The sequence below is a fragment of the Arthrobacter sp. BK1 genome (assembly GCF_056680055.1).
Genome location: NZ_CM155263.1, coordinates 1,152,163 through 1,171,086, shown reverse-complemented (window position 1 = coordinate 1,171,086; position 18,924 = coordinate 1,152,163). Strand labels below are relative to the sequence as shown.

The window sequence follows — 18,924 nt, the reverse complement described above, 5'->3', positions numbered from 1 at the left end:
GACTGACCCAATTTCACCAATCCGTTCCACCTACAACCAGAGGAATCCTCATGGAACAACAGACAAAGACGTCTGCCCGCCCACTCGGCGCCGCGCTCAAACCCCGCCAGCTCACCATGATGGGGCTCGGAAGCGCCATCGGCGCGGGCCTCTTCATCGGCTCCGGCGCAGGCATCCAGGCCGCGGGCCCGGCAGTGCTGATCTCCTACCTCGTGGCAGGCACCCTCATCATCCTGGTGATGTGGGCCCTGGGCGAGATGGCCGCCGCCAATCCTGACAGCGGCGCCTTCTCCGTCTACACCGCCAAGGCCTACGGTCCGGTGGCCGGGGCCACCGTGGGCTGGCTCTGGTGGCTGCAGCTCGTGGTGGTCATCGCGGCCGAAGCGCTCGGTGCGGCAGGCCTGCTGTCCACGATTTTTCCGGCGCTGCCGGTGTGGCTGATGGCCTTCGTGTTCATCGTGGTGCTCACCGCCGTGAACCTGACCAGCGTGAAAAACTTCGGTGAATTCGAGTTCTGGTTCGCTTTGCTCAAGGTGGCGGCGATCGTGGGGTTCCTGCTGGTGGGCTTCGCACTGCTCTTCGGCTTGGTACCGGGCGTGCAGTCGCCGGGCCTGGCCAACTTCACCGGCGCCGGATTCGCGCCCGACGGTTTTGCCGGGATCGCCACGGCACTCTTTGTGGTGGCCTTTGCATTCGGCGGCACCGAGATTGTGTCCGTGGCGGCAGCTGAGACCGCCGAGCCTGCCCGCAGCGTGAAGAAAGCAGTCCGGACCGTGCTCTGGCGCATCCTGGTATTCTACATCGGCGCGATCTTCATCATTGCGGCCGTGGTTCCCGTGGGTTCGGCAGGCCTGAAGAGCCCGTTCGCTGCCGTACTGGAGGCCGCAGGTATGCCCGGCGCAGCCACCGCCATCACCCTGGTAGCCGTGGCAGCACTGCTCTCCGCCCTCAATGCGAACCTCTACGGTGCGTCCCGGATGGCGTACTCCCTCGCCGAGCGGGGCGAAGCACCACGCCTGCTCGCTTCCGTGTCCAAGGCGCGGGTTCCCGTTGTCGCAGTCCTGGCCAGCGTCGCCTTCGGCGTTGTCACGGTGGTGCTGGAGCTGGCTTTCCCTGAGATGGTGCTTGGCGTCCTGCTCAATATCGTGGGCTCGACCTGCCTGCTGGTATGGACGTCCGCGCTCCTGGCCCAGCTCGCGCTGCGCCTCCGCGCCGACCGTGAGGGAACGGAGCTTCCCCTGCGGATGCCCGGCTTCCCGTGGCTCACGTGCTTTGGCCTGCTCATCCTCGCGGCGATCTTCACGGTGGGCTTCATCGGCGAGGATTCCCGTCCCCAGCTGCTGAGCACGTTCGGGCTCGTTGCGCTCCTAGCGGTGGCTAATTGGCTGCACCACCGGAGCGCGAACGTTGTGCCGGTTGTTGAAGCTTCAGAGCAGGCCAAGCCGCGGGTGCTTGTCGACTGAATTGGGCGCGTGAACCCATTCGAAGGATCATTGACACGAACGGCGCGTCCAGCTACTGCCGTGTGCGCCGTTCGCAATTCATGATTCTTCACCATTGCCCCAGAACCGTGAAGATACAAGCCGGATAAGGCGCTGATTGTGGATAGACGATGACTGGGCCCGAGGATGAATACACCCCCGGGCCCAGTCAATGGTGATCCCGTCCCTTTAGTTCCGACTTTGCCTTTGATCCCACATCTGAACGTCTAATATCTCAGTATCCCCGACTGCTAGTGCAGTTCTCAACGACTCCTCGTCCAGAATTTCAAGAAGTCCTATATTCCGGGCTGTATCCACAACGGTGTCCAGCCAACGCGTCCTGACCGAGTCATCCAGTTCGACCGGCCGGAAGAAGCGACCGCTTCCTCGGCGCTGTAAATCCACTGTGCTGTTGATCATCCAGGCGATGCACCAGAGCCTGGCCTTTTCCGGAACCTCTGCAGACGTAGCGGTTACATCCAAGAAGGGATGCCCAGGCAGTACCAGGAGCCGGCCCTGGCAACTAACTAGGCGCTGCTCGAATCCGACTGCCTCAATGCGATCAGAGGTGGCAAATAGGATGCCGTTTAGGTCCTGGACGGAGCGACCATAAATTTCCTCTCGCTCCATCCGTGTTGCCACGGATGGCGGTAACACGTTCGATTGCCCCCCCGCATGCCACAGTGGATTCTGTCCCCGCCGCTTCCACATAGCGGTTAGAGTTCGCGCTTCGCTGTCGGTTTCGAGTCGAGCAACCTCCCACTCGGAGGTAAACATTTCGCTTAATAGGCCAGTCCGACTCAACCCGGATATGAGGGGCACATCGGGCAGAACTTCCTCACTTGCCAGCGCACCTAGAAGGTTTCTAAGGGACGCGCCGCTGGCACCGCGTACAGAGCGAAGAACCATTTCGAAGCTTGAAATAGTCGTGCTCTCAATTGATGAAAGAGTCTCATAGGACTCAAGCTCTCTGAATGACTTAGCAGTTCTAATTCCATGCTCTTCAATTATAATGGCAGGAATATTGCGCAGTTCCTTGTCACGAATATGACCAAACTCAGCATCAAATCTCGCTATCTCATGGGCGAGATACGATGCCTCTTGAGCGCCGCGTGTGAGTGAAGCCGCACGAGTCTCTAGTTCCTTCATTTCATCGCTAATGTGATCGACATATGCGGCATACACGTGACTGAGCAGATGCTCGTACTCCGCGGTCTTCTCGATGGCACTTCTCGCTACATTTGTCCTCGGGGCTCCCTTGCCAAAAGCATTGGCTATGGCGGCTATCCCTCCAGATTTATAGCCGGGTGGGTTGGATGTGACACGTACGCCGCCGATGCAGGTGCCAAAGACGGCATGGTTTAGCTCCATATTATCCTCGCGGTTTGGATCAAAGACAACGTAATTCCATTCCTCCAACCACCGGCTCCAAGAAACGGCATACGCAATCTCAAGTCCGTCAAAGTGCTTAGTTCGAATATCCACGCGCGCACCAAATCGATTACGAAGCTCGCCGTCGACGCGGCGCACCATCTTACTGTCGAGAAGGGAATCCCGAAGTGCATCTTCTGCGTTTGCATAACCAACGCGTTCAGGTTTACCATCGTCCACGCTAAGGAGAACGTCGCAGTCAGGAAAGACAACCCAATGACGAAGGAGCTGTTGTACGTCGTACAGATTAGCGCTGGGGCGTAACTTGAGCTTTACGATGGTTCCGTGGGGGCGTATGTGATTTGGAATTTCCTCATTGTGTTTGTCAACAAGGCGTACTAGGTACTGCCCGTGTACATCGCGCAGACTGAGTTGGCGTGCCTGTCTCTCAGATTCATGGTTAGTCGAGACTGACACGTCGTCTGCCACCATGAAGGTTGAGAGAACGCCAATACCGAACCTGCTTATTGAAGCGAAGTCAGGATTATCTTTACGGAATTCCGGGTCCTGATAGCGAGAAGATCCAACCCGCAGGAAATTCTTAACAATTACTTCCTGGGTCATTCCGATACCATTATCGGCTACGACAAGTTCGCGCTTTTGCGAATCCCAGCTTACTTCAATCTTTGGCTCATAGGCTGTTCCTGGGTGCAAATGGGAATAGAGTCTAACTGCGTCTAAAGCATTCTGCACCAGCTCACGTACAACTACTCCTGTATCATTGTAAAGCGTGTGCCCCGTTAGAAGATCAAGAATTTTGCCCTGGTCTATGGTGAATTCAAACGGCTCGGCAACAAAGCCTTTCGCTTCGACATTGCCTGTATCAATTTTCCGCCACGGAAATAGATAATCTGAGCGCCCACTTTTCTGATTTTCCTCCGACCAGGAGTAAGTTTGCATGATCTGTTTTGCCGCGTATTGAAGGTAGGCAGTGAGGCCAAAAAAGCCTTCTGCCTCCTTGAATGTTGCGTGAACTTCTATGGTGTCCGCTGCGTTGCGAATCTCCGGGTTATCAAGGTTCTTAGAGGGCGGCTTCGTCCGTACCGACCGCACAGCGCTTTGTTTGGCCCACTCGGTCTGGCTCTTTGGATTTCGCGGATTTATGACTAGCGCGGCCATGGAGGGGACGCGATCTTTTGTGATATGGAGCAAGTCAGCGGTTCGGATGAGAAATGCAGAATATTGAACATTCGCCTCTTCTGCTGGCGTTCGGCCGTAGGGCTTGCTCAGAGGATACTTGCGGAGGTCGCCGATGTCATCCAGATGATGACTTTCGCACACTATTCCAATGTCTTCCTTGAACGTTTCTTCGATTGGACCCAAAATTCTGCGCAAACGTTCAGCAAGTCGTTCGTCGGCGCCCCAAGTTGCGTCGGTCGGCTCCTGCAGCCAGCCTCTAATTCTTTGCGCATGATAGGTGCGAACGAATTCTTGATAGAGGAACTCTTCGGCTTTAGTCTCAGTCATTTGTTCGACCTGTGAGCGGTAATCCATCACACTCGGGTCTTCGTTTTCGAAGATTCGCTGCCGATAAGCAATGTATTCCTTGACCGTGCTTCTTGCCTCGAATTCCGTACGGGTAATTAGAAGCCCGAAATCATGGAGATAGGTTGCAAGTGTCACGAGAAGCCAGTCGGCTGGCGTCATGACGCCTTTAGTCTCCTCCGGAACTATCCAGTCGTACATGGAAAGCATGGCATCCACATGGGTTATGTCATGCTTCGTGTACTCCTCTAGAAGGCCGAGCCTTCCGAACGCCGTCAGGGCCTCTGCGACTTCGCCCCGCACATGTCGCAGATTCAGCGCTGAGAATGCTTCCAGTTGTTGGGCCTTCTCGGCCAATCGCTCTGCATTTGAATCAAGGTCCAAGTCCAATATTCCTCCTTATTTTTCTTATGTATCAGGAGATCCTGACACATCGATGGCACCAGGTACGTGAAGCGGTTCCAGGATGATGCAGCGCCGTCGTAGATTCATTGCTGGCTGGGGCTGGCCGCCGATAAACACGTCCTCACGAGGCTGCAGGGGACAGCCCTCTGGTGATGACGGCTGTCGGCACGGGCGATGGGCACCTTTAGGTCTCCACTCTGTACATAATGGGACGGGAGCCTTGCGCCGGATAGGTCGGGCTCCTTATGGGGAAGCAGCAAACACAGGAGCAGGTCTTGACAGTTACAGCCACACACCGGGAACTCAACGTCGCACCCGGTTCGGTGGTCCGTGTCCGTGACGAGGACTGGCTCGTCACCAGCGTCGAGAAATCGGTAGACGGCACCCTCATCAGAGTTCAAGGCCTCAGCGAGCTCGTCAGGGACACCACGGCGGCCTTCTACTCCGCACTGGACACCGTTGAAGTGGTAGACCCGGCCAAGTCGAAGGTCGTCGCCGATGACACTCCCAACTACCGCCGGGCCCGCCTGTTCCTAGAGACCACCCTCCGCAAGACGCCGACACCCCAGTCGGCGGAGTACCTGACTGTCTCCACCCGCATGCTGTCGCGGAACCTCAAGTACCAGCAGATCGCTGTCGCTAAGGCTCTGGACACCAAGAACATCCGCCCGCGCATCCTGATCGCAGACGCCGTCGGCCTCGGCAAGACCCTCGAAATCGGCATGATTCTCAGCGAGCTGGTCAAGCGGGGCCGCGGCGAACGCATCCTCATCGTCACCCCTCGCCACGTGCTGGAGCAGATGCAGCACGAGCTTTGGTGCCGCTTCGCATTGCCGTTCGTCCGCCTCGACTCCGCCGGCATCCAAAAGATCCGGCAGAAGCTCCCGGCCACACGCAACCCCTTCACCTACTACAAGCGCGCCATCATCTCGATGGACACGCTCAAAAGCCCCCGCTACCGGGCCCAGCTCGGCAAACTTCACTGGGACGCGGTGGTCATTGACGAGGCCCACAACGTCACCAACACCCAAGCCATGAACAACGAGCTCGCCCGGGTGCTCGCGCCCAACACCGAGGCGCTCATCTTGGCCTCCGCCACCCCGCACAACGGACGCAACGAGTCGTTCGCGGAAATCCTGCGGCTGCTGGACCCCACCGCCGTCCGCCCGGACGGCACCTTCGACCCCAAGCACGTGGAGAACCTCATCATCCGCCGGCACCGGCACAGCCCCGAAGTTGCCCAGGAAGTCGGTGCGGACTGGGCCGAGCGGGAAGAGCCGGACAACAGGCTCGTGTCTGCCTCCGCAGCGGAGAACGCCATCGCCGAGGAGCTCTCCGACGTCTGGCTCTACCCCGAAGGCAGACCGGTACCGTATTCGGGCCAGAACGGCGCGCTGTTCTCCTGGCTCCTTGCCAAGGCGTTCCTTTCCAGCCCTGCCGCGCTTCTCGAAACGGTCACTGAGCGTCTCAGGAAGCTCGACGCCGATTCACCTTCCGAGGCGAAGGAAACCGAAGCCCTCAAACGCCTCGGCAAGCTCGCCGAGTCAGCCAACACCGGTGAATCCGCCAAGTACACCGAACTCGTCAGGTACCTGAAGGAGATCGGCGTCGGCAAGGGATCCCCAATGCGGGCGGTTGTCTTCGCCGAGCGCGTCGCAACGCTCAAATGGCTGCAGGAGACGCTGCCAACGGCACTCGGCCTCAAACCGGAAAACGTCGGCCTCCTGCATGGTGGCCTCAGTGACGTCGAGCAGCAAAGCATCGTGGACCAGTTCAAGCGCGGGAACAGCCCGCTGCGTGTCCTGGTCACCGGCGACGTCGCGTCCGAAGGCGTGAACCTGCACGCCGAATGCCATCACCTGATCCACTTCGACATCCCCTGGAGTCTGATCCGGATCGAACAGCGAAACGGCCGCATCGACCGGTTTGGCCAGCGCCAGAAACCGCAGATCACCACCCTGCTCCTGAACCCGCACAACACCCGATTCTCCGGCGACATCAAGGTCCTTACACGCCTGATGGAACGGGAATATGAGGCGCATACGGTCCTTAACGACGTAGCCTCGCTGATGGGGCAGTACAGCGTCAAACAAGAAGAAGACGCCATCCGTGACGTTCTGCTCGGCAAGAAGGACTTCGAGGACGTTGTCGGAGAGCCCGACGCCGATCCGGACTCAGGCGACCTCTGGGACTTCCTCGACTTCGAGGCCCTGAAGGACGGCGCAGAAGCCGCGGCCATCCCGGTCGAGAAACCACTTGGTCTCTACTCCACGGACCTGGACTTCCTGGAGGAGGCTCTCAACGAGGCCTTCGGCGATCCGCACAAGGTCCTCGGCTGGACCGTCCACGCCGGTCACGGCCTCGCGGAACTCAACCCGCCCATCGACCTCCAGCACCGCCTGGGCTACCTCCCGCAGGACTACCTGTCCGAGCGGCGCGTCACTGAACGACTCAAACTCGCCACGACCGTCGACGCCGGCACACGTGAACTGAACCGCGCCCGCGAATCCGATGACATGAGCTGGCCCGAGGCCCACTACCTTGGCCCGCTCCACCCCGTCCTGGACTGGGCCAGCGACCGGGCCCTGTCCTCGATGTCCCGCAGCGAAGTCCTCGTGGTCCGCGGCGACGTGGATGCCACCCAGATCCTGTTGATGGGGACGTTGATGAACCGCCGCGGGCAGGTGGTCTCCAGAGCCTTCATCGCTGTGGACTTCCCCGACCCCGCCAACCCCGCGTTCTGTCTCTCCGAACCCCTCGAGGATCTGGGCGAGCACTTGAGCAGCATCGGCATCGATACCAAGGCGACCAATCCCGGGCCGGTCACGGTGAACGGGCTTCAGGCCCTGCTGCCGCAAGCGGTGGAGAGCGCCCGGCAGTCCATGCAGCTGACCTTCGAAGCAGCTGCCGACTCTGCCAACCAGCGGCTGCAAGCATGGAAGGATCGCGCCACGGGCTGGACCCAACTGTCCTTCGACTTCGCGCAGCGGGCGGAAGTGAAAAAGCAACGCGAGCGTGTCAGCGAGGAGCAACGCATCGCCGAGTCGCTCGCCCCGGCCCAACGCCTGGTCCGACCGCTCCTGATCGTCGTTCATCGCGCAACCCCTGTCGCCGTCCCGGAAGGTGCTGACCAGTAATGCCGTCCTTTGATTCAATCGTTGTAGGCGAAGACTGGATTAGCGAACACTTCTTCACCACGGACTCCACCAAGGAATCCTTCCAGGCCGAGGTCGTCAAACTCCGCAAGAACTGGGACGAGGCAGCCAAGGAAGGCTACCCCACCATCCTTACCCGCTTCGCGGAGGTCCGCGGCCGCCTGCAGATCCTGCTCGCCGGGCTGTCGGAAGACCCGGCGGGTGCGTCCGAGGCCTACGCACTCGTGCGCGGCGCCCTCGGCCTTAAGGGCCCGACGGCGGCCGTCACCTTGGAGCGCAGCGGTACCGAAACGCTCGTCCCCGACGTCTGGGCGACGGAGGATTCCGCGGTCCTGTTCGTCGAGGCGGCCCCGGCGGATGCCCTCGAAGACGTGCTGTCCACGGTGCTGCCGCTCGGGCGGGTTCGGGTGGACGGCAAAGAGCCGTCCCCGGCATTGACGGTGGCGAAGGCCGTGTCCGAGGCGTATCTGTCGGACAGGGCCCCGAAGTTTGTGGTGATCATGGCCGGCCGGTGGCTGGTGCTGACCGAACAGGAACGCTGGGCCGAGGGCCGCTATCTGGCCGCGGACGCGCTCCTGGTCGCGGACCGCAACGACACCAAGAAGAACGCCGAGACGGACCGGTTCCTGGCCATTTTCGGCCGTGACTCACTCATGCCGTCGCCGGATGGCTCTATCTGGTGGGACGGTGTACTCGAGGCCTCTGTCAAACACACGGTGGGCGTCTCCCAAGACCTGCGCGAAGGCATCCGACGCTCCATCGAAATCATCGCTAACGATGTCCTGGACCGCCGCCGTGCGGCAGGTCTGGGCGTCGAGGACATTGACGGGCAGGTCCTGGCCCGCCAGTCCCTGCGGTTCCTCTACCGGGTCCTCTTCCTGCTCTACGCGGAGGCTTCCCCGGAAATGGGCGTCCTCCCGGTCGGCGCCGGCGAATACAACGAGGGCTATGGCCTGGACCGGCTGAGGGAACTGACCTTGGTCAACATCCAGTCCCCGGAATCCCGGCGCGGCACCCACATCTACGAATCCCTCGCGCAGCTGTTTCACCTGGTGGACAACGGCCACGCTCCAGCAGGAGCGAATCCCTCGGAGGATGCCTCCGGCGAGAACGAAGGCCTGGTCTTTCAGCCGCTCAAGGCCGACCTCTTCCACGACGCCGCGACGTCCCTCATCAATGACGCCAAGCTCAGCAACGCCGAGCTGCAGCGCGTCCTCCAGCACTTGTTGCTGAGCAAGGAAGCCAAGGGCAGGGACCGGGGTTTCATTTCCTACGCGGAACTGGGCATCAACCAGCTCGGGGCCGTCTATGAGGGGTTGATGTCCTACACCGGGTTCATCGCCGCGGAGCCCCTGCACGAGGTGGCCAAAGAAGGAAACCCGGAAAAGGGATCCTGGGTGGTCCCGGTGGACCGTTCCGAGTCCATTGACGCCAAGCATTTCGTGGTGGAAGAGGACGAACGGACGGGGGAGCGGCGACCGGTGCTGCACCCCGCAGGCTCGTTCGTTTTCCGGCTCGCAGGCCGCGAACGACAGCAGTCCGCCTCCTATTACACGCCTGAGGTGCTGACCAAGTTCGTCGTGTCCCAGGCGCTCGAAGAGCTGCTGGACCAAAACGACCAGACGACCGCAGCCGACGACATCCTGAACCTGACCGTCTGCGAGCCGGCACTGGGGTCCGGCGCGTTCGCCTTGGAAGCTGTCCGCCAGCTCGCCGATGAGTACCTGAAGCGCAAGCAGGATGAGTTGGACGTTCGGATCCCTGCGGACGAATATCCGCAGGAGCTCCAGAAGGTCAAGGCGCAGATCGCCCTGCACCAGGTCCACGGCGTGGACTTGAATTCGACGGCGGTAGAGCTCGCCGAAGTCTCGCTCTGGCTCGACACCATGGTGAAGGACCTGCAGGCGCCTTGGTTCGGGCTGCGGCTACGCCGGGGCAACTCGCTGATCGGCGCTCGCCGGGCCACCTACTCCCGGCAGTCAGTGAATCACAGGTCCTGGCTGAAGAGCGCTCCGCAGGACGCGCCCCTCACCGGGCTCGTCGGGGCCATGACTACCGAGACCGATGACCCCAACGTGGTGGGCCGCATCCATCATTTCCTGCTACCTGCCGACGGCTGGGGAGCTGCGGCCGACGCCAAGGAAGTCAAGGATCTGGCAGGTGAAGCCCAGCAGGAGCTTAAGGCCTGGCGTAACAAGATCAAGTCCAAACCCAGCAAGACCCAGGTCGACCGCATGGTGAGCCTCGGGTGCCGGGCGGAATCGCTGTGGAAGCTCACGCTGCGCCGGCTCCAGGTTGCCGAGGCTGAGGCCCGCCGGGACATCAACTACTTCGGAAAGCAGCCCTCGGTTGTTGAGCCGGGCGCTGCCGGCACGAAGGTTCAGGCCGTCACCCGCGAGCAGATTCAAGAATCCCTCAACGACCCGAACGGCGCCTACCAACGACTCCGTCGGGTCATGGATGCCTGGAACGCGCTGTGGTTCTGGCCCCTGACCGAGCGCGCGACTGGCGGGGCCACGCTGCCGACGTTGGATGAATGGCTTTCAGCGCTGGAAATGATCCTCGGTCTGCAGGGCAAAGAGTCGAAAATGGCGGGGCAGCAGACCTTCGGCGCCGCATCGACCTGGGAAGAACTGAACGACGCCGAACGAGCCGACCTTGAGTTTGCGCTGGTGTCCGACATCGCGATCGCTAAGAAGCAACATGCTTGGCTGCAGGTGTGCGAGAACATCGCCGCCGATCAGGGGTTCTTTCACTGGGAGCTGGACTTCGCTTCAGTGTTCGGCCGTGGAGGATTTGATCTTCAGGTGGGTAACCCGCCGTGGGTTCGGCCGCGCTCTGATGAAGCTGCGCTATTGGCCGAAGGCGACCCATGGTGGCAGCTAGTCGAGAAACCGACGCAGTTGCAGGTCAGGGTCAAACGCGAGGAGACTCTCGCCCGACATGGCATGCGGGCGTACTTCGTTGAGAATGCGATTCCCACGGCAGTCCTCGCGGAATTTCTAGGGTCAACCGTTGACTACTCCGTGCTGGCTGGCCTGCAGCCCGACCTTTACCGGGCGTTTATGGTCCGCACCTGGCGTTCCTCCACCCAGACCGGGGCAATTGCCCTGCTTCATCCTGAATCACACTTCACTGAGAAGAAAGCCGCCCACCTCCGGGCCGAGACCTACCGTCGTTTGCGGAGGCACTGGCAGTTCATCAACGAGCTTTCGTTGTTCGAGATCGATCACCACGTGACCTACGGCGTCCACGTCTACGGGGCACGGCGGGAATCGCCACAATTCAAGATGGCGGCATCCCTCTACCACCCGGACACAATCGCACGCTCTGAAGCCCACGATGGGTCCGGCGAAGTTCCCGGTCTCAAGGACGGCGATGGAAACTGGGACACCCGGCCTCACCTGGAGCGCATCATCCAGGTGGACGAAGCTGCCCTGGCAGTGTGGGCCAACATCCTCGACGAGCCGGGCACTCCCGGGGTCCAGGCACGGATGGTATATCCGGTGAACCGTGCGAGCTCGCGAGTGCTCGAGAAACTGAGCAAGGCACCCCGCGTAAGGGAACTCGGACTTCAGTATTCATCCGGTTGGCACGAAACGGCCGATCGCAAAAAGGGGTATTTCGAGGTCGGCTCCGCCGTGCCCGACTCCTGGGACGACGTAATCCTGCAGGGCCCGCACTTCACCGTCGCAAATCCGTTTGCCAAGCAGCCCAACCCAACGATGAAGAATAATCTTGACTGGACGGAGCTGGACCTCGAGGCCCTCCCCTTAGACTTCATCCCGCGCACTAGCTATCAACGCGTCGGCGACGGGCGGCTATATAACTCTAGTTTCGGGTCATGGGTGTCAGCCGATGGACGGCCTATTCAGCAGCGGAGTCAGTACCGCATGGTCTGGCGAAGAATGGCCGCCGTCACCGGTGCTCGAACGCTCCATCCTTCGGTTATCCCCCCGGGCGCTGCGCACGTTGATAACGTCTACGCTGCTGGCGTAGTTGTAGCGGACGACGCTCGAACGCTAGTGGCCGTAGCCGGTCTTTCATCCTCGTTGGTTGCTGACTTCCTCATGAAAGTCGTCGGTGCTTCCAAAATCTCCGGTGATGACATCGGTCGGCTCCCAATACAAATGAAGTCGCCTTTTATCAACTCCATTGTGGAGAACTTTCTTAGGCTCATTTCGCTAACTGAAGCCTTCACTTCTTTGTGTGAAGAGGCGGGAAACGCAGCGGCGGGCAAATCTGTCGTCCGCAAAGCAGCCGAACGCCGGTTAATTCAGGTGGAGCTGGATGTGCTGGCCGCTCTGTCTTTGGGGGTCACCGCCGATGAACTGTGCACCATCTATCGAACTCAGTTCCCTGTTCTCCGAGGCTACGAAGAGAACGAGCTCTACGACGCCAACCGCCGCAAGGTGCCCGGCGACATTAACCGCATCTACCGGAAAGTCGGCGAGAAGCTGACCCTCGACGAACGCACTTGGACGCACCCACAGAGTGATGTCCAGTACGTCTTCGAGTTCCCGTTCCAAAGTTTCGACCGCGAAGAGGACATGCGTAAGGCCTACGCGCATTTCTCGAGCACGTTGGAGGAGAAGTCCTAATGTCAGAGCTTCTGCCCACTACTCAGTCCGGGGACCTTCGGCGCGGGTTGTCCGACTACCTCGCCACCACGTTCGCGCTCACGGACGGTAACGCACAGTCCGCCATCAAGGACTTCCTGGCGGATCCGGAACAAGGGCTCTTCAAGGGCGCCTATGTCCGGTTGCGGCTGCCCTTCGAATCCGCGGAACCTGGCTGGCGGGACTGCATGGACTGGTACGAGGGTTTCGAGCCTTACGGCCATCAGGCCAAGACCTTCCAGCGGCTCAGCAGCAAGGGCCCGGCTGGTGCACCCCGCCGCCCGGAACCCACTTTGGTCACCACCGGCACCGGCTCGGGAAAAACGGAGGCGTTCCTGTACCCGATCCTGGACCACGTGCTGCGCGCCAAGCGGGGGGGCAGCACGGGCATCAAGGCGCTCATCCTCTACCCGATGAACGCCCTGGCCAATGATCAGGCCAAACGCCTAGCTGAGCTGTTGACCACTCATCCGGAGCTGTCCGGCGTCACAGCCGGCATATACACCGGCCAAAAGGACACCAATCGCACCAAGGTCGCCACGGACGGGCTGATCAACGACCGTGACGTGTTCCACCAGGACCCGCCGGATATCCTGCTGACCAACTACAAGATGCTGGACATGCTCCTGCTCCGCCACACCGACTCGCCTCTCTGGCAGAAGTCCGCGACCAGCCTGCAGTACGTCGTCCTCGACGAATTCCACACCTACGACGGCGCCCAAGGCACCGACGTGGCCATGCTGCTGCGACGACTCGGTCTCACGCTCAAGAGTTACTGGCCGGACGACCTGACGGGCCATCCCCACGGGCTGGGCGAAGAAGACCGGGCCCGGCCCCTTGGCCGGGCCACTCCAGTCGCCACATCCGCAACCCTGGGGAGCAAGGGCGATCCGGAGGCGATGCTCCGTTTCGCCGAGACTGTTTTTGGCGAGGTGTTCCCGCACGACTCCGTCGTTACCGAATCCCGGCTTACGCAGGAGGCCTGGGCAGAGCTCGGCGACGGAGCCGTTCAGGCCCGAGACCTGCACGCCATCGCCGTGGACATCACCAGCACCAACAACGCCGTCGCGGAACTGCGCGAGGCCGGCGGCGGCCCGGAAGCCGTCGTCGGGCCCGTCCTGAACACGCTCTTCGCTGAACGCCCCGCAGACCTGCTGGACGCGATGCGCACACACCCGCTGACCGCCGCCCTGCTGACGCATGCCAGCACCGCCGTCGCGCTCTCGGACCTGACCAATGCCATCTTCCCGGCCCATTCACTGCCCAGCGGGGTGAGGCCGGACGCCACAGAAGAATTCCTCTCCCACGTCATCGCACTGCTCAGCCACATCCGCGCCCGCTACGGCAGGGCCGCCCTGACGGTGGAAACACATTTGTGGATCCGCGAGATGTCCCGCGTGGACGCCGCCGTCGACACCACACCGCGCTTCCGCTGGTCCGACGACGGCGTGGACCAGTCCCACGACATGTTCCTGCCGGCGCTCTATTGCCGGCACTGCGGCCGCTCGGGCTGGGGCGCCGTCCTGGCCCCCACCGGCCTCGACCTGGACCTGGACGACTCCAAGATCCGTGAAGCACGCGTCACCAACAACCCGCGCTTCCGGACCCTCATCTCCGCCGCCGCCGAGGCGGACATTATCGAATTCCACCAGGACGGCTCCGAGCAGGTGCAGGGCCTGCACTGGCTCCACACCGTCAACCGTGGCCTCTCCACCATGCCCCCCAAAGCAGACAGCGCCGACCTCGCCGAAGGGCGGATCATTCCCGTCCTGATGCTCACCGGCCAGGACGCGGACGACCAGTCCAAGAAGGACGTCTGCCCGTCCTGCCTGGCCAAGGACGGTATCGCCTTCATGGGCAGCGCCATCGCCACCATGCTCTCCGTCAGTATCTCCAACCTGTTCGGCGCCGAAGGCCTGAACGACGAGGAAAAGAAAGCCCTCGTCTTCACCGACAGCGTCCAGGACGCCGCGCACCGGGCCGGATACGTCCAGTCCCGCTCCCACACCATGACGCTCCGTACCGCCCTGCGGCGCGCCCTGGGCGAGCAGCCTGCCACGCTCTTGGAACTCGTCGACGCCGCCATTGCCCGGGCAGACACGCCCGGGGCGCGGTACCAGCTGATCGCCCCCGAATTCGTGGACCGGCAAAGCTTCCGGCCCTTCTGGGACCCAAAGGCCTCCCCGGCGGAACGCGTCCGGGCCCGGCGCTTCGCCAAACGTCGGCTGCAGTTCGACGCCCTCCTGGAGCTCGGCCTCCAGTCCCGGACCGGCCGGACCCTGGAACTTACCGGGTCGCTGGCCGTCGAAACTGACGCCGGTAACCCCACCCGCATGCTCTCCGTGGCCCGGAAGGCCTACGACTCGGCCCTCCACCAGACCCTGGTCGGGGAAACCGCGCCCACGCAGCAGCAGCTCTTGCAGTGGATCCGCGGCACCGTGGAAAGGGTCCGCCTTCAGGGCGGCGTCCATCACGAATGGCTCAAAGGCTACATCGCGACTGACGGCAAACGCTGGCAGATCTGGGGCGGGCGGCCCAAGGGCGAGGGTATGCCCGCGTTCCCGTCCGGCCGGCCGGCCCCGGCCTTCCCCCGGATCGGCAGCGCCGCCGCGGCAACCGACAACCTGGACGGCGTCACGTCCTCGGCATCCTGGTACGCACGATGGACAGCCCGTTGCCTCGGCATCGCCCCCGCAGACAGCGGCTACCTAGCCAAGGCACTCATCACCGCACTCGCCGACGACGGAACTTTCGGCAGCTCGAAAACGAACTCCGGCGCCGATGTCTACTGGCTCGACCCCGAGAAGATCGTGCTCTCCGTCCCCGAAACCGAGGATCTGGCCGCAGGACGCCACACCGTCCAGTGCAAGGTCTGCCAGGCCATCACCCCCGGGAGTCTCACTGCCATCGACCAGCTGGTCGGAGGCCCCTGCACCCTGGTCCGCTGCAGCGGGACCCTTCAACGGCACGCCGCCGACGCCCGCAACTTCTACCGGGACCTGTACTCCTCACGCGAAAGCAAGCGCGTGGTGGCCCGGGAACACACGTCGCTGCTCGACGACGCGACAAGGATCCTCTACGAAACGCAGTTCAAGTCCGGGGCCGACAACCCGCAGGCTCCCAACGTCCTGGTCGCGACCCCCACGTTGGAGATGGGCATCGACATCGGGGACCTGTCCTGCGTGATGCTTGCCTCGCTGCCGACGTCCGTGGCCTCCTACCTGCAACGGGTCGGCCGCGCCGGCCGCCTGACCGGCAACTCGCTGGTCCTTGCCTTCGTGCGGGGCCGCGGCGAGCACCTGCCCAAACTCCACGAACCGCTCTCCGTCATCAACGGGGAGGTCCGGCCGCCAGCCACGTACCTGGATGCCGAAGAAATCCTGGGACGCCAATATGTAGCCCACGTCGCGGACCGCTTCGCCCGGGTTGTGGGCCGGCCCCACCCGGTTGACGCCATCCAGGCCCTCGGGAGCGCCGCGCCGGGATCATATATCGGGGATCTGATCGAGGACGCCACAGCGAACGCTACGGCGTATCTCACCGAGTTCCTGGACCAGTTCGGCGAGCGGACTTCTGCGGACAGCGCCGCCCGCCTGACAGCGTGGGCGTCGCGGCACGACGACGGCGAGCCCAGCGGTCTCGCCCGTCACCTGATCCGGGCGGCAGGGGAGTGGAAGGCCGACGTCGACGAACTGGACACGCGCCGCAAGGAAATGGGCAACGCCCTGCCTGAGCTTGAGGAGGCTGCCGCCCTGGCGGAACGGTTAGACGACAAAACCTCCGACGCGCACCAGGCGCTTCGGACCGCCAAGGCCACCCTCAAAATGATCCGCGACCAACTCAAACAGCTCCGCGGCCAGTACTGGATTTCGGTGCTGGAGGCCTACGGCGTGCTTCCGAACTACACCCTCCTGGACGACTCGGTCAGCCTGGATGTCGGGCTGTCCTGGAAGGACGCGGACACGCAGGAATTCGTCACGGACACGGTGACGTACAACCGTGGCGCCTCGGTGGCCCTGAGCGAATTCGCGCCCGGCGCCACGTTCTACGCGCAGGGCATGGAAATCCTGATCGACGCCGTGGACCTGGGCCCGCAACAGAGCCATATCCAAAAATGGCAGGTCTGCCCGCAATGCGGCTGGATCAAGACTAACCTCGGCGCAGGCGCGGCCGTGCAGAATTGTCTGCGCTGCGGTACGTCGGCGATCGCGGACATGGGCCAGGTCCTCGACGTCGTGGTCATGAAGAAGGTCTCCGCCGAGGTCCGCCGGGACGAGGCCGCAATCAACGACGGCCGCGACAACCGCGTGCGGGAACGCTTCACGATTATCGCCGCGGCGGACATCGACCCGCAGCACCTGCAGAAGCGCTGGTTTGTGGAGGGCTATGACTTCGGGGCCGAATACTTCAACCGGGTGGACATCCGCTGGCTCAACACCGGACGGACGGCCTCCAACGGCGGTGTGCGTACCATCGCCGGGGACGACGTCCGGATGCCGATGTTCCGGTTGTGCTCCTACTGCGGTCAGCTGGACCAGTCCGCCAAGGAGAATATGCCCACGGAGCACCGGTTCTGGTGCAAATACCGCAAGGCAGCTCAGGAGAGCGTCAAAGAAGTGGTCCTCGCCCGGGAACTCAACACCCAGGGCGTGCTGCTGCACCTGCCCCTTGACGTGACCTACGGCGACGACTTCTCAGTCCCCAGCCTCCAGGCAGCCATGCTTCTGGGCCTCCAGAAAGTCTTGGGCGGGGCTCCGGACCACCTTGGGGTTCTGAGGATCAACGATCCGGCGCACGGCGGCAACCGGATTGCCCTGATGCTGCACGACAAAGTCCCCGGCGGCACTGGCTACCTGGCCGAGTTTGCCAACGCCGAGCGGGTCTGGGAACTGTTGCATGCCGCGTGGCAAACCGTGCGGGACTGCAGCTGCCGCTTCGAGGAGCGGCTGGCATGCCACCACTGCCTGCTTCCCTTCGCCGATCCGTGGACGGCGGATAAGGTGGCACGGGCCAGCGCCGAACGCCTGCTTGGCCTGCTGCTGCGCTCCGGCGAGGCGGCCACGGATGGCGCTGTCCCGCCGTCGTTCTCCGCCTGGACTGTCACCGAAGAAGCCCCCGACGCCGAGACCTCGATCGAATCGCTGCTGGAAAAGCGCTTTCGGAAGGCCTGGATGGACCGGCTGAAGGCGGTGGGCGCACACACGAAGGTGACCCCCGGTGCGCTGGCGGACACCATCACCTTCCGCATCCCAGGGCAGCAGTTCCAATGGCAGCTCATCCCGCAGGTGGATGTCGCGGGAAGCCGCCCTGACTTCCTGCTGAAGGGACCGCCGGACCCGAACTTCCCGGTGTTGGCGATATACACGGACGGCTTCACCTTCCACGCGTCCCCGGAGCACAACAGAATCGCGGACGACGCCACCAAGCGCGACAAGCTCCGGCATAGCACTGAACTGTCCGGGGCCGCAGTGCCTTGGGCAGTGACATGGCAAGATGTGGAAGCATTCGAAGCCTGTCCTTCGGCGCCGGTGAAGTTGCCTTTCTGGGCCAAGGCCTCGTGGAACGCACAGCTCATGGCCAACTATCCCGTGAATGCGGCGATCATGGACCTGCTGGGCAGGGACGCAGTGACGATGCTCTGGGAATGGGTCAACCGGCCGGATCCCGAGGCGTGGGCGGACTTCTCGGAGCTGGTGCCGCTCATGTTGATGACGGAGCGGCCCGAGCCCAGTGACGCCGATGCGGTGTACGCGCATGCTTCGGCGCTGTCCCAGGGCGCCAAGCCTGCTCTCCCCGCTGGCACTGTCACGGCTTGGACGCACAGCTCGGGGAGCTTGGGCTTCGCGGCGGCCGGCTCGCCCAAGAGCCTGTCCACAATCTCCGTCGGACTGTGCCTGGACGACCGGGCGCAAGCGGTCGGCTCGCCATCGCACGAAGCATCCTGGCGTGAGTGGCTGCGGCTCTCCAACCTCCTGGCGTTCAAGCCCATCGGCCTGACGATCGGGTCGGTGATGTCTGCCGTGAGTGCCGGTGGGTCGGTAGAGGAAGAAGCTGCCCGTCTGGAGATGTCGGACAGGCTCAGCCCGGCCTGGAACGAGCTGTTAGAGCAAGCTACCGAGTTCGAGAAGACTCTTCTGCTGGCTATGGCCAATGCGGACATCCGCGTCCTGCCCGAACTCGGCTTCGAGGTGGACGGCCTGCCGGTCTCGATCGCCTGGCCGGAGTACCGGATCGCCGTCATGCTGGACGGCGACGACGGGCGAGCGGAACTTCAAGCCGCGGGCTGGGCAACTGTGGGAACAGACGTTGACGATATTCGCGAACTGCTGAAGACGAAGGGAGCTTGAT

5 protein-coding genes are annotated in these 18,924 nt (G+C 62.5%); 4 read left to right on the top strand and 1 reads right to left on the bottom strand.

Annotation, left to right across the window (positions count from 1 at the left end):
• Positions 1 to 50: 50 nt before the first annotated feature.
• Positions 51 to 1,463, top strand: a complete 1,413-nt coding sequence (locus AC1MCA_RS05120; protein ID WP_479801611.1) for an amino acid permease — start codon at positions 51 to 53, stop codon at positions 1,461 to 1,463.
• Positions 1,464 to 1,670: 207 nt separating this feature from the next.
• Here the strand turns inward: AC1MCA_RS05120 and AC1MCA_RS05115 are convergent, their stop codons facing one another.
• Entirely contained in the window at positions 1,671 to 4,781 is a 3,111-nt protein-coding gene (locus AC1MCA_RS05115) for an HD domain-containing protein (protein WP_479801610.1), read from the bottom strand.
• A gap of 296 nt (positions 4,782 to 5,077) precedes the next feature.
• Here AC1MCA_RS05115 and AC1MCA_RS05110 point away from each other — a divergent pair, with 296 nt between their 5' ends.
• Genes AC1MCA_RS05110 through AC1MCA_RS05100 form a run of 3 tightly spaced genes read left to right on the top strand, consistent with a single transcriptional unit; the run spans position 5,078 to position 18,923 of the window.
• Positions 5,078 to 7,939 carry a helicase-related protein gene (locus AC1MCA_RS05110; protein ID WP_479801609.1) on the top strand — a complete coding sequence of 954 codons (2,862 nt, stop codon included), beginning with the start codon at positions 5,078 to 5,080 and terminating at the stop codon, positions 7,937 to 7,939.
• Positions 7,939 to 12,558, top strand: coding sequence for an Eco57I restriction-modification methylase domain-containing protein (locus AC1MCA_RS05105; protein ID WP_479801608.1), 4,620 nt, complete (start codon positions 7,939 to 7,941; stop codon positions 12,556 to 12,558). The genes AC1MCA_RS05110 and AC1MCA_RS05105 overlap by 1 nt, the downstream gene beginning before the upstream one ends.
• The gene (locus AC1MCA_RS05100) at positions 12,558 to 18,923 is read left to right on the top strand and encodes a DEAD/DEAH box helicase (protein WP_479801607.1); all 6,366 of its coding nucleotides are present in this window, start codon (positions 12,558 to 12,560) and stop codon (positions 18,921 to 18,923) included. Before AC1MCA_RS05105 ends, AC1MCA_RS05100 begins: the two co-directional genes overlap by 1 nt.
• Position 18,924: the final 1 nt, after the last annotated feature.